Genomic DNA, 13466 nt, shown 5'->3' on the forward strand with positions numbered 1-13466 from the left:
CTTTGTCTTTTTTTAGCGTGATTTGAAAACCTTTGAAGTCTAGGAAGATCGAGCACTGAAGCGGAGCGAATGTGAGGGTTTGTCTTCACGCTGAAAACCCTGTGTAACAGTTTTTTATTTGAATCACTCTACAAAATGGAAAAATGAGGTATGATAAGTGTAAATAGAGATTTAGGGGGGCTGCTAGATGATCTTTTTACTCATCATAGGTCTTTTATGCTTTTGTTTCGCCATAGGATATGCCGCTAATTTCTTCTTATTCAAACACCAGAACCAAAGGATTTTTTCAAAGGGACTCTTTTATCCTTTTTTGATCATTGGTCTCGTTTTCTCCATCATGTCGTTACCGTTTGTGGCCGTAGATGCTCCTAAGGCACAAACAGATTCAACTTCCGAACAGCTGTTAAAGGATCAAAAACAATTAGCATCTGAAAATTCTCGCCTGAAGGAAGACAAAGAGGCGCTTACATCCTCATTAGAAGACGCGACAAAAGAAAAAGAAAAACTGTCAAAAAAGCTAGAAAACATCACCTCAGAAAAAGAAACAGTCAAACAGCAAGAGAAGACCATTCAAGAGCTTGAAGAGAAAATAGACAAGCTGACCTCTAGCAACGAAACACTCAAAAAAGAAAACAAGAAAAAAAATAATGAAACTCAATCCTCAACCGTCCAGCGCTCCGCTCCTAAGGATGAGGGAACGAATACGGGCGGGCATGAGTCACAAAAGGAAACAAAAAAAGAATCGGCCGCCTGTAACATCAAAGGGAGTGTGAATGGCATTTATCATACACCGAGCAGCAGATACTACTCACGAACAAAAAATGTAACCGAACTGTTCTGCTCCGTAGAAGAGGCAGAGCGAGCAGGGTACAGGGCACCTAAGCAATAGCTATGCTTCACGATCAAAAACCTCCTGTCAGCCCGCTAGGGAACAGGAGGTTCTTTTTAAATTTCTCTTCTTAATGCGGTTAATACATTCGTTTTCGTTGCCTTACGTGCTGGGTTGAGTCCAGATATAATCGCTACCCCTGCGCTAATCACTGTCGCTGTGATCACAAGACTTAGCGGAATATAGGAGAAGGTAATTGAGAATTGATCACTTGACCCTCCCTCAGACATGGAAGACAAAATGGATGGAATAATTAAATTGACGGCAAAACTAATGATATACGAGATGATAATACCGATGATCGATCCAATCACCCCAATATAAGCACTTTCCATGAGAAACATTCGCTTGATAATGGATGGATTCGCGCCAATGGCTTTCATAATACCAATCTCTTGTGTTCGCTCTGTTACCGCCATTGTCATCGTATTGAAAATACCAATTGCAGAAATAATGACCGCAATACATCCGACAAAAATGAGTCCAATTTTGAAGACCGTAAAGAACATATCCATTCCTTCGAGCTGGTTCGTCACAGAGATGACTTGGTAGCCCTCATCTGTCAGCTTATTCGTGAGCGCACCGACATTGTCGAATTTGTCTGCATAGACAGAGGTCATTTTGTCGACATTGCCGGCTTCAGGAGACATATCCAGCATTTGACCAAATTCTTTTTCATAAGCATTCGGAATGAGAATTCTATGATCCTGCTGCCACTCCAAATTCGGCTTTTTCATTACGCCTACTACACGGAAATCAAATGTTTTTTCTTTGACGACTTCATTTTCTTCATTTAGTTTTGGCACCTTGATTTGAATGACTTTATTTACAATATCCTTCGTATAGCCCTTTGGCTCTTTCGGTGATTCTTCACCATTTGACGTCTGATTTACTTCTTTTTCATAGTCTTTGCGTTCTTTTTCCGTCCACAGTTGTTCTGCCATATGATACCCGACCACAATTTCGTTCGCTGATGTTGGGACTTTTCCTCTGTCTAGCTCAAGCCCTGCTTCTTTTTCTTCCTTCATATCCGTCAGAGCAACCTGCGTTTCACTTGAGCGGTCATCGAGCTCAACATTTAACAATGGATTGAGAGACGTTCTTGAGACAACAGATTTCACATGATCATATTTCTTTAAATCATCAACCTTGACGTCTCCTTTTTCTTTACCTAACACTTTAATTTCTGTGATTATTTGCTGCTTCATGATTTCATCTTGAGCCGATTTTTGCAGACCAAAACCGACAGACGCTAGAACGATTAAGAAAGAGCATGCCATTGTGGTCGCAAGAATGGTCATAAACACACGCAATCTATTTTTCTTCATGTTTCTTCTAATGAATTTGACCTGATCTCTAAATTTCAATGGACTGTTCCCCTTTCTTTAATACACCATCATGAAGCTGGAACGTTGTGTCTGCGATTGAAGCGACTTCATCGTCATGTGTAATGATGACAAATGTAATTCCTTTTTCACGATTGAGCTGTTGGATAAAGGCTAGAATTTCTCCTTCGGTTTCTGAATCCAAACTGCCTGTTGGTTCATCGGCTAAAATAATAGATGGATTTAAAATCAAAGCTCTTGCAATACTCACACGCTGCTGCTGTCCACCTGACAGCTCATTTGGATAATGCCCTGCATGATGCTCAAGGCCTACTCGTTTGAGCATTTCTTTTACTTTCACCTTACGTTCAGAAGGCTTCACACCTTTTAAAGTGAGCGGAAGTTCAACATTCTCAAACGTTGTTAAGCTCCCGATCAATTGAAAGCTTTGAAAGATAAAGCCAAAATGATCTAAACGAAAGTCCGCCCATTCTTTTTCATTAAAGCCAGTCACATTGGTTCCATCGATGACAATTTGTCCGCTCGTTGGCGTAATATATCCTGAAATTAAATTTAATAAGGTAGATTTCCCCGAGCCACTTCGTCCGACGATACAAGCAATGTCGCCTCTTTTGATGGATAGGTCAATGCCTTTGAGCACAGGAATTTCGTTTTCTCTGCCCTTCTTACCAATTTTAAACATATGATCTAACGCTTGAATCTGAATCATCTCTACTCCCCTACTCTCTCTGTTTATCTTTTTCGATATATCAAGAAATAACTTGTCAGTGCGCCTACAGCTCCACCGATTAACATGCCAGCGATATAACCAAACATTGAATTATCTGACGAAAATCCAACCCAGCCAAACCCTAGAACACCAAAGACAATCACCATAATTTGAATCGGTCTATCCATTTTTGAGTAAAGAAAGAAGCGGCCATTTCGTTCAATTGGGTGTTTCATAAAACTAAACAGACCAATGAGATAAAATACAATCATCATAACAATTGGCACGATGAATTCTTCACTAGTGAACCAAATTGGATAATCACTTGGATCTCGATATTGAAAACGGTCAGTTATATAAGTAATTGGAGAGATTGGCATAATAAAGTGGTCAAAGCTTTCATCAACCCAATTTCTATTTGTTTTCAAAATAAAGTCTAAATGATACATCGGAAGCGCAATTAATAAATAGGGTAAAATAGTTGTACTGAACGTGACAATTGCTTGACTAATCGCGCTTCCTGTTAAAGTACCTGCTGCGAAACACAAACTATAAATCATCAAGGACGAAACAAGTGCAATGAAATACCCGCTATTAAACCCGAATGTCTCCTTTGGTTGGATGCCTAATATGAGAAAGTAAGTTAAGACATATGAGAATATATGAATGAACGCGATAATCCCGGCACCCAGAAAAAACTTTGTATGATAGATGGTACTTCTGCTAAACGGCAAGGATAAAGTGAAATCCATTTGTCCTTTATTTCTTTCATATCCCAGCTGAATAATCGCAAAAAACAAACCCATCGTCCAGGAAAGGGTTATAAAAATGTCTGAACCAAAATCATAGTAAAAATAATTATCTACTGTTGTACACGTCGGATCATTTAAACAAGTATGAAAGGATGAGTATCCCATTAAAAAGGATAAGGGCGTCGCAAACACTGCAACAAGCATCACTAAAATAAATGTCAGCTCTGATTGCTTCCATTCCTTAAATAATAATTGCCGCTTTACCATCTGCGTTTCCCTCCAAACTTCGCAATGAATACTTCTTCTAAATTCACAGGCAATTCATGCCATACTTTTGGCTGTAATGATTTCAAATACTCTTTTGCCTCTACATCTGTTTTGAGCACAAGCGCTGTATAGAAAACACCTGCTTGATCTAAAATGGAGACGCCTTTTTTTCTAATACTTAAATTCATATCTTCTTCAAATGCCATTTGGATTTTGACATAGTCATTCTTTAATTCATCTAAATCCATGACACTTGTGAGTTGATTGCCTTCTAAAAATCCAATTCGATTACACATACGCTCAATATCCTCTAAGCGGTGAGAGGTAATTAAAATCGTCGTTTGTCGTTCTGCCACCTCATCAATCATCAGCTGAAGAACGTCGTTTCTAGTGACCGCATCAATCCCATCTGTCGGCTCATCTAACAAAATGACCGCTGGTTTGATGGCAAAGCTTAAAATTAATGACAGCTGTTTCTTTAAACCTGTCGACAATTCACGATATTTCACTTTTTCCGGAATCTCATAACGGTTCACCAGCTCATTGGCATATGTCACGTCAAACTTCGGATAAATTTGCTTTAACAGCTGTACTAGCTGTCCGTAATTGTACCTGTCAAAGTAAGGGTTCACGACCGGCATATATACAATATTTTGCTTGACTAAGGGATGTTCTTTCACCAGTACGTCTTTAAAATAAATCTCTCCTTCATCCGGAAGAAGAATTTGCTGAATCAATCTGAGAAGTGTTGTTTTTCCTGAGCCATTCCGGCCAAGCAGACCGAAGATCTCTCCTTCGCCTATCTTGAAGGAAACATCACTGAGTACTTCGCGGCCATTTAATTTCTTCGATACATTTCTGACCTCAATCAACTTGTTTTCCTCCTTTTAGACTTGAGCCGATCTCTTCTAGCCATTCTTTTAGTTGATGAATGTCAATACCGGCATAATGAGCTTCTATGATGAGTTGTTTTAATTGCTCCTTCATCTCGAGCACCTTCCCTTCATTCAGCTTTAATTGGGCACCTTCTGTTACATACGTACCGCGGCCTCTTAGTGTTTCAATAATCCCTTCCCGCTCAAGCTCTTTATACGCTTTGCTGACGGTGTTTGGGTTGGCGATGATGATGGTGGCCAGCTCTCTTACAGAAGGCAGTTTGTCGCCAGGTTTCATCACACCTTTTAGGCACAAAATTTTCAACTGCTCAATGATTTGTTCATATATTGGCGCAGCGCTTCTTGGATCTATTTGAATCATGATGGCTCCCTCTTTTCTCATTCATGCTTTTGCAGTCCTATCGCTTGATCATGTCCTTGCATTAAAGGGACCGAATTGGGTATAAAATCTTTTTGAACTTCAAAACCAATGAAAACGAGAACGAAAAAAAATGTACATGCTAACGCAACAGCCAGCACCATCCACTTCAAATTGATTGGGTTTTTTTCTTTTTTCATGGTTGAACACCTTTCTTCACTTTTATGTGTCTGTAGTGTATTAGTTGATATAGTACAATTAATACAATATAGACACCCGACTGAAAAGTCAATAGCTTTTCAAAAAAATAAAAAACAGACCCTTAAAAGAAGGATCTGTTCATCATTCGTTATCGTATGAAATACCTAAAATCATTTGATTTTGCAAACTTTGAATTTGAACACGCGCCCTGTCTAATCGCTCTCTTTGTTGTTCATTGGCTACATCTTTTAATTTTTCTAATTCATTTACCGCTTCCTCAAGCATAAGCTGCGCTTTTGAAAATTCGTCCTCATTATAATGCTCTTGGCGTGAGCTTAAATCAAATTGTTCACTTGCAAACTCAAGGGTTTCAGTACTTTTTTGCATAAATTCATCGATCGACTTTCTTGTTGCCATCTTGCATTCCCTCCATTTCATCATCGCTCCCGCCTATTTTGCCCAGGTAAAGCTTTTTCACTAAAGAAAATGTTGGACAGATTCAATTGTCCTCCTTCGTGATTTTTGTTAAACTTTTAGGATGCCTATTATTATGCAAGGAGGTTACTGACTTGGATCAGCATAACCCTTTTTTATATTCAAACAGCGAAAAACGTTATCACACGTGGAATTATCATTTGCGCGAGCACTTTGGTCATAAAGTGTTTAAAGTCGCCTTAGATGGTGGCTTTGATTGCCCAAACCGTGATGGTACTGTAGCCCACGGAGGCTGTACATTTTGCAGTGCCGCTGGGTCTGGTGATTTTGCAGGAAACCGGGCTGATGATCTCATCACTCAATTTAATGAAATCAAAGACCGGATGCACACAAAATGGAAAGACGGAAAATACATGGCGTATTTCCAGGCGTATACAAATACACATGCGCCGCTTCCTGTCTTAAAAGAAAAATACGAAACCGTCATGAACCTGGATGGTGTGGTTGGTTTATCTATTGCGACAAGACCTGACTGTCTGCCAGATGACGTTGTGGAGTATTTAGCTGAATTAAACGAGCGCACTTATCTGTGGGTAGAGCTTGGCCTTCAAACCGTACACGAACGGACAGCTATGCTTATCAACCGTGCCCATGACTATGAATGCTACGTAGAAGGTGTAGAAAAACTGCGAAAACACGGAATTCGTGTCTGCTCGCATATCATTAACGGATTGCCTCTTGAAAACCGGGACATGATGATGGAAACAGCCAAGGCTGTCGCTGATCTAGATGTACAAGGAATCAAAATTCATTTGCTTCACCTTTTAAAAGGAACCCCAATGGTCAAGCAATACGAAAAAGGCAAGCTTGAGTTTTTAAGCCAGGAGGAATATGTTCAGCTTGTTTGTGATCAACTTGAGATCCTTCCGCCAGAAATGATTATTCATCGTATTACAGGCGATGGTCCAATTGAATTAATGGTTGGTCCGTTGTGGAGTGTAAATAAGTGGGAAGTACTGAATGCCATTAATGCTGAGCTTGAAAGACGAAACAGCTATCAAGGCAAACGTTTCGTCAGATTGGAAGAAGCGGCCAAATGATTTTAAAGCGCATGCTCCCTTTTAGTAAAGAGCTGTTAGAACGTGCTTGTAAAAAAGGCGATATCGTCATTGATGCAACGATGGGAAATGGCCACGATACACTCTATTTAGCTGATCTTGTAGGAAAAGAAGGACAAGTTTTTGCATTCGACGTTCAGGAGGAGGCCTTAAAGCAAACAAGCAAAAGGCTTGGTGAGCAATATCCTTACGTTCACCTGATCCACGATGGACATGAAAAACTGGCTAATCACTTACCAACGGATGTTTACGGGCACATATCTGGTGCAGTCTTTAACCTTGGATACCTGCCCGGAGGCGATAAAACCGTCACCACTCATGCTCATACGACCATTGAAGCGATCAAACAGCTTATTGACTGGCTAAAGCCCGGAGGTCTGATCGTTCTTGTCATTTACCACGGTCATCCCGAAGGAAAAAAAGAAAAAGAAGTGCTTCTTGATTATTGCAGGTCTCTTCATCATGAAGAAGTACAAGTCTTGTCTTATCAATACATGAATATTCATAACGACCCACCCTTTGTGGTAGCGATTGAAAAAAAGCTCAAATCCTAATGGATTTGAGCTTTTTTATGAAGATTTCATCCAAGGCATTTTCTGATAGGTCCGATAGGCTCTTCCATTGATATAGAAAAAGAACGACGTTTTCCCGCTTGATTTGATCAGCCTTTTTGCCAGCTTGTTCATCTCTTTTTGGGCTGTCACTTTTTCATCGGACAAATAGACCGCCAGTAACCCTCTGTTAATCAGCTTGTGAAAATTTTCGTGCGGGATGCCTTTCAGCTGCTCATCCGCTTTTTCGATAAAATGCTGAAGTCTTTCCATCATCTCATGATGAGAGTCATAGTATGAGCAAAAATTCAGATCGCCCCCAAGGCGGTCCTCTTCTTGATCAATTAAGTAATCCAGTAAAATGTGCAGACCTTGGATATAAGGGAAATAGCTTTCGTAAATTTGCTTCGCCTGCTTTTCTGTAAAATCAGGCTGAAGTGCATACGCCACAAGACAAAAAATGCCTAACGTTGATCCTGCACATGCTGAAAACTCGTACCATTCCATCTTCGGCAAATCCTTTTCATATTGGCGAAACCATGACTCTAATCGAGGCACACGTTCATGTGGAACCACGTGCTTATGTACTTGCAAATCACTATAATAATCACACAGCGTGTGTAAATACGGCTGAATGACCGGATAATGCTCTAGGCGTGACAGCACGTCTTGACATGTGCGGACAAGCGCATGTAAATACCCATGATCCTCTTGATCATCACGGAATTGATAATATGGCTTGAGCTCAGCTTGAATATTAAGCGCATCTCTCATCGCTTGATGCAGCATATGAAAATCTTTTGGATCAAGCGACGTACTGCGGTCACATAGGTTATCTAAGTAATCACTGATGGTTTGATACGCCACAATGAATTCAATACACGTTTCTTTCGCTTCACCTGCTAAAAGAGATAAAATTCCTCCGCCTTCACAGTGAAAGGTTTTACTGGATATGCTCGCTAGCGCTTGCGTTCTCAGTTCTTCATTTTCAATCATTTCCGCATGAGCCCGCCACTTTTTCAGCTCCTGATGAACAAGCGGAAAAATATCTTTATATACCTTCGTCATCAGTGCAAAAGGACGCTCTGGTACTGACAAATCAATCCACCCCCAACTTAAGCTCACAATCAAATATACTGATCTGTAAAGGCTCTTGCCGCCCTAAACACATCTTCTCTTTCCGGTTCATTAAAAATTTCGTGATACAGCTCTTCCCATTCACGGTATGATTTATTGTATGATTCAATGCCATTGAACCATTTGATCACTCTCGTTTTATCTACGATCTTGTCATCGCCCGCCTGCATTAAGAGGAGCGGAATCGACCGAAAGACATTCGTTGGCTGCATTGCCGCATCGATATTTTTGATCAGCTCTCGATACCAGCGAACAGACACCTTTGTCACATAAAGTGAATCATTTGAATCTGCCTCAATAACGGCCTGATTTCGTGTGGCAAGTTCAATAGACAGCCCGGACTCTACTTTAAAAGACGGAGCAAGCATATTTAGACCTTTTGACGCAAAATCCATCAGCTTCTTCGGTTTAAATTGCAGACCTAAACAAGGTGATGATAAAATAAGGCCATCAATCTTCGTATGGGTGTACTGCTTGACCCACTCAATTGAAATGAGTCCACCCATGCTGTGCCCAAGTAAAAATGTAGGAAGCCTGAATGACTTCGCATGTTCGATCCATTCATCAACTGTATCAATGTATTCTTGAAAAGAGCGGATGTGGCCGCGCGCACGTGTTGATGTCCCTTGCCCAGGCAGGTCACCCATGATGACGTGATAGCCTGAAGTTCGCCACATTTCGATCAGCCATTTATACCGGCCATGATATTCACTAGCACCATGTACAATCACAATTGTACCAACTGGTCTTTCAGCATGCCAAGTCCACAAAGTAAACACCTCACAAATGTTGTATTAAGAAAGGAAGTCGAAAAAGTGATTTATCCATATCATCAGTTTACACCTGAGATTCATGAATCGGTCTTTGTTGCAGATAACGCCACCATTACTGGCGATGTCACGATTGGAGAATATTCGAGCGTTTGGTTCCAAACCGTCATCAGAGGCGATGTCGCTCCAGTGAGAATTGGAAAAAACGTCAACATTCAAGACTTATCCTGCCTGCATCAAAGTCCTGGAAAAACACTTCTTATTGAAGATGGTGCTACCATTGGACACCAAGTCACGTTACATAGCTCAATCATTCGAAAAAATGCCCTCATTGGCATGGGGTCCATCATTCTCGATGGTGCGGAAATTGGCGAAGGTGCCTTTATCGGTGCAGGAAGTCTTGTCCCTCAAGGAAAGGTCATCCCAAAAGGATCACTCGCTTTTGGCCGTCCAGCCAAAGTGGTTCGACTGTTAACAGATGAAGATATCCAAGACATGGACCGGATCCGCAGAGAATATGTAGAAAAAGGACAATACTATCGTTCCCTTTTATCCCGTTAACATCATACGTGTATCTTCACTTTATCATGTTTTTTTCAGGATATTAAGCAATAACTATGAACCGCTTGTTATTTTACCCTTTTCCACTACTTTCTATCATGACAAAAAAGGTTTTCAGCACAAAGCTGAAAACCTTTTTTCATTAACTAAAGATGACTTCTTTTGGTTGGTGATTCAACTGCTCTGGATCAATACTGCGCTCCACATAAATGCTGTGCCAGATCATAAAGATCAGGACTGTCCAAATCTTACGGCTATGATCTGCTTTACCAGCACAATGTTCATTTAATAAATCAAGAACATATTGCTTGTTAATGTATTCGTCTGTTTGACTGTTTTTAATGATATCTTTCGCCCAAGCGTTCATCTCATTTTTCAGCCAATGACGAATTGGCACAGGGAAACCTAGCTTTTTGCGGTTTAACACATGGTCAGGCACAATGCCTTCTGCTGCTTTACGCAATAAGTATTTCGTTGTGCCATCTTTTGTTTTCAGCTCTTCTGGAATTTTAGAAGCCGCTTCAAATACGACCTTGTCAAGGAATGGAACACGAAGCTCAAGAGAGTTCGCCATTGTCATCTTATCTGCTTTAAGCAAGATGTCTCCGCGCATCCACGTATGAATATCAACATATTGCATTTTATTAATATCACTGTAGCCTGCACTTTCCTCGAAGTATGTTTTCGTCACGTCACGATACGTGATGTTCGGATCATACTGCTTTAAGAGGTTTTTCTTCACTGGCTCTTCAAAGATTTTCGCATTGCCGATATAGCGTTCCTCTAACGGCGTACAGCCGCGAACGATAAAGCTTTTCCCTTTCATTCCTTCTGGCATTAAACGTGCCAGACGAAGAAGAAGCTTTTTCAACATAGATGGAACAGATTCAAATGGCTTTAGAGAAAGAGGCTCGCGGTAAATATTATATCCACCGAACAGCTCGTCCGCTCCCTCACCAGAAAGAACAACTGTGACTTGTTTCTTCGCTTCTTTTGCGACGAAATAAAGTGGAATCGCCGCCGGATCAGCTAAAGGATCATCTAAATGCCAAACAATCTTCGGAAGCTCGTTCATATATTCCTCAGGGGAAATGACGGCACTAAAGTTTTGTAAGCCTAGCTTATCAGCTGTTTCCTTTGCCACATCCACTTCACTAAAACCATCCTGCTCGAAGCCAACAGAGAACGTCTTCAGCTCAGGGTGAAATTCCTTTGCAACAGACACGATGAAAGAAGAATCAATACCGCCAGAAAGGAATGAACCAACAGGCACATCACTTCTCATGTGAACTTTCACAGAATCATAGATTGCATCGCGCACTTCTTCTATTAATTTCTGTTCTTGTGTTTGTTCAGGCTTGAATTGAACCTTCCAGTAAGTCTTAAATTCTATCTCCTTGCCCGGGCGAAGTGTAAACTGATGACCCGGCTCCACCTTGTGCACCTTTTGATCAAGTGTATTTGGCTCAGGAACGAATTGGAAAGACATGTATTGCTGCAGAGAGGTCTCATCAAATAAAATGTTCTCATTTACAGCCATTAAGCTTTTGCGTTCAGAAGCAAAGTACACTTGCTCATCCATTTGTGTAAAATAAAGCGGTTTGATGCCAAAAGGATCTCTTGCGCCATATAATAACTGCGCTTCTTTATCCCAAATTAAAAAGGCAAACATGCCGCGAAGCTTTGAAGCTGCTTCTTCTTTATAGTGACGATATGTGGCAAGAAGTACTTCCGTATCAGAATCTGTGCTGAACGTATAGCCCTTTTTCACAAGCTCTTCCTTCAGCTCCACATAGTTATAAATTTCTCCGTTGAAAATAATCCAATATTTCTCATCTTCATAAGAAAGCGGCTGCTTTCCATGTTCAACATCTATAATACTTAAACGTCTAAATCCAAATCCTACATGCTCATCATGGAAGTACCCCTCATCATCCGGACCACGATGAACGATGAGACGATTCATTTGTTTAATTAACTCTTCCTGCTCAGTAGTTTCGGACAATGGACGGTGATTAAATACACCAACAAACCCACACATATTATTGCCTCCACGTTATGTTATTTCTAAAAGTAGACCTATAATTAGACAGTATTTTGTCCGATTTCGTTTCACATTTTTACGCTTTTTATAGAATTTTTTTTAATCAAAAGGAAAACCGCTTAAAATAAGCGGTTTTATATGTTGTTATTGTCCTAATGCTTCCTTGCGAAGCGTGTCGGCTTTATCCGTTTTTTCCCATGGGAGATCTAAATCGTGACGGCCAAAATGTCCGTATGCAGCTGTTTGTTTATAGATCGGACGACGCAGATCGAGCATTTTAATAATGCCAGCCGGACGTAGATCAAAGTTCGCACGAACCACTTCAATTAATTTTTCTTCAGAAGCTTTTCCTGTTCCGAATGTATCAATTGAAATCGATACAGGCTGTGCAACACCAATTGCATAAGCAAGTTGCACTTCACAAGAATCTGCAAGGCCAGCTGCTACGATGTTTTTCGCTACGTAACGAGCAGCATATGCCGCAGAACGGTCAACCTTTGTTGCGTCCTTACCAGAGAAAGCACCGCCGCCATGACGAGCGTAGCCGCCATACGTATCAACGATGATTTTACGTCCAGTTAAACCAGCATCCCCTTGAGGTCCACCGATGACAAAACGGCCTGTTGGGTTAATAAAGTATTTTGTCTCTTCATCAATCAGTTCACTTGGAACCACAGGGTGGATGACATGCTCTTTTAAATCGCTTTGAATTTGTTCAAGCGTCACTTCTGGTGCATGCTGCGTGGAAATAACCACTGTGTCAATACGAACTGGTTTGTTTTGTTCATCATATTCAACTGTTACTTGTGTTTTTCCATCTGGGCGAAGGTATGCAAGTGTTTGATCCTTGCGTACTTCTGTTAAACGACGAGATAATTTATGCGCTAGTGAAATCGGCAGCGGCATCAGCTCTTCTGTTTCGTTGTTTGCAAAACCAAACATAAGACCTTGGTCACCTGCACCAATCGCATCAATTTCTTCTTCAGTCATTGTTCCTTCACGTGCTTCAAGCGCTTTGTCTACACCTTGCGCAATATCAGCAGACTGTTCATCAATTGATGTTAGCACAGCACATGTTTCCGCATCAAAACCATATTTCGCACGTGTGTAGCCAATTTCCTTAATCGTGTCACGTACCGTCTTTGGAATATCGACATAAGTAGACGTTGTAATCTCACCGCTTACTAATACGAGACCGGTTGTTACAGAGGTCTCACAGGCAACACGTGCATTTGGATCTTTCTTTAAAATTTCATCCAAAATGCTGTCTGAAATTTGATCACAGATTTTATCCGGATGTCCTTCTGTCACTGATTCTGAAGTAAATAAACGACGATTTTGACTCATAATGGCTATTTCCTCCTGTACAAGGCCACATCATCCCAAGATGAGGCCTCCAATATGATACGGAACTCGTTCCCTCTTATATGAA

General features: G+C 40.8%; 15 protein-coding genes. 4 read left to right on the forward strand and 11 right to left on the reverse strand.

Annotation, left to right across the window (positions count from 1 at the left end):
* Positions 1-187: 187 nt before the first annotated feature.
* Complete coding sequence (locus NPA43_RS13410) at positions 188-889, forward strand: sunset domain-containing protein (RefSeq protein ID WP_099726802.1); 702 nt, start codon at positions 188-190, stop codon at positions 887-889.
* Positions 890-945: 56 nt separating this feature from the next.
* Here NPA43_RS13410 and NPA43_RS13415 read toward each other — a convergent pair whose 3' ends face one another.
* The 7 genes from NPA43_RS13415 to NPA43_RS13445 all read right to left on the reverse strand — a co-directional run bounded on the left by NPA43_RS13415 (position 946) and on the right by NPA43_RS13445 (position 5835).
* Positions 946-2256 (reverse strand): ABC transporter permease, encoded by a 1311-nt coding sequence (locus tag NPA43_RS13415; RefSeq protein WP_256498938.1) that lies wholly within the window; start codon positions 2254-2256, stop codon positions 946-948.
* On the reverse strand, positions 2246-2944 hold the full coding sequence (locus NPA43_RS13420) for an ABC transporter ATP-binding protein (protein ID WP_099726800.1): 699 nt from the start codon (positions 2942-2944) through the stop codon (positions 2246-2248). Before NPA43_RS13420 ends, NPA43_RS13415 begins: the two co-directional genes overlap by 11 nt.
* Positions 2945-2967: 23 nt before the next feature.
* A complete protein-coding gene (locus NPA43_RS13425; protein WP_099726799.1) occupies positions 2968-3963 on the reverse strand; it encodes an ABC transporter permease subunit in 996 nt (331 codons plus the stop codon).
* Positions 3957-4835, reverse strand: coding sequence for an ATP-binding cassette domain-containing protein (locus tag NPA43_RS13430; RefSeq protein WP_099726798.1), 879 nt, complete (start codon positions 4833-4835; stop codon positions 3957-3959). Before NPA43_RS13430 ends, NPA43_RS13425 begins: the two co-directional genes overlap by 7 nt.
* Complete coding sequence (locus NPA43_RS13435; protein ID WP_230031088.1) at positions 4828-5220, reverse strand: GntR family transcriptional regulator; 393 nt, start codon at positions 5218-5220, stop codon at positions 4828-4830. Before NPA43_RS13435 ends, NPA43_RS13430 begins: the two co-directional genes overlap by 8 nt.
* Positions 5221-5237: 17 nt before the next feature.
* Positions 5238-5417 carry a hypothetical protein gene (locus NPA43_RS13440; protein WP_099726796.1) on the reverse strand — a complete coding sequence of 60 codons (180 nt, stop codon included), beginning with the start codon at positions 5415-5417 and terminating at the stop codon, positions 5238-5240.
* 142 nt (positions 5418-5559) lie between these two features.
* Positions 5560-5835, reverse strand: coding sequence for a YtzC family protein (locus tag NPA43_RS13445; protein ID WP_099726795.1), 276 nt, complete (start codon positions 5833-5835; stop codon positions 5560-5562).
* 152 nt (positions 5836-5987) lie between these two features.
* Between NPA43_RS13445 and NPA43_RS13450 the strand changes: the two genes are divergently transcribed.
* The gene (locus NPA43_RS13450) at positions 5988-6953 is read left to right on the forward strand and encodes a tRNA modification radical SAM protein MnmL/YtqA (protein WP_256498940.1); all 966 of its coding nucleotides are present in this window, start codon (positions 5988-5990) and stop codon (positions 6951-6953) included.
* Positions 6950-7525 (forward strand): tRNA 5-(aminomethyl)-2-thiouridylate-methyltransferase MnmM, encoded by a 576-nt coding sequence (locus tag NPA43_RS13455; RefSeq protein WP_099726794.1) that lies wholly within the window; start codon positions 6950-6952, stop codon positions 7523-7525. The genes NPA43_RS13450 and NPA43_RS13455 overlap by 4 nt, the downstream gene beginning before the upstream one ends.
* Before the next feature lie 15 nt (positions 7526-7540).
* Here the strand turns inward: NPA43_RS13455 and NPA43_RS13460 are convergent, their stop codons facing one another.
* The gene (locus NPA43_RS13460) at positions 7541-8620 is read right to left on the reverse strand and encodes a tetraprenyl-beta-curcumene synthase family protein (RefSeq protein WP_099726793.1); all 1080 of its coding nucleotides are present in this window, start codon (positions 8618-8620) and stop codon (positions 7541-7543) included.
* Between the two features lie 29 nt (positions 8621-8649).
* Positions 8650-9429 (reverse strand): alpha/beta hydrolase, encoded by a 780-nt coding sequence (locus NPA43_RS13465; RefSeq protein ID WP_099726792.1) that lies wholly within the window; start codon positions 9427-9429, stop codon positions 8650-8652.
* A 45-nt stretch (positions 9430-9474) separates the two neighbouring features.
* Here NPA43_RS13465 and NPA43_RS13470 point away from each other — a divergent pair, with 45 nt between their 5' ends.
* The gene (locus NPA43_RS13470) at positions 9475-9990 is read left to right on the forward strand and encodes a gamma carbonic anhydrase (protein ID WP_024426216.1); all 516 of its coding nucleotides are present in this window, start codon (positions 9475-9477) and stop codon (positions 9988-9990) included.
* 142 nt (positions 9991-10132) lie between these two features.
* On the opposite strand, the gene asnB is transcribed toward NPA43_RS13470, so the two are convergent.
* On the reverse strand, positions 10133-12031 hold the full coding sequence (asnB, locus tag NPA43_RS13475; protein WP_099726791.1) for an asparagine synthase (glutamine-hydrolyzing): 1899 nt from the start codon (positions 12029-12031) through the stop codon (positions 10133-10135).
* A gap of 147 nt (positions 12032-12178) precedes the next feature.
* A complete protein-coding gene (gene metK / locus NPA43_RS13480) occupies positions 12179-13381 on the reverse strand; it encodes a methionine adenosyltransferase (RefSeq protein WP_099726790.1) in 1203 nt (400 codons plus the stop codon).
* Positions 13382-13466 lie beyond the last annotated feature (85 nt).

Origin of the sequence: Bacillus pumilus (assembly GCF_024498355.1) — a bacterium.
GTDB classification, from domain to species: domain Bacteria; phylum Bacillota; class Bacilli; order Bacillales; family Bacillaceae; genus Bacillus; species Bacillus pumilus_P.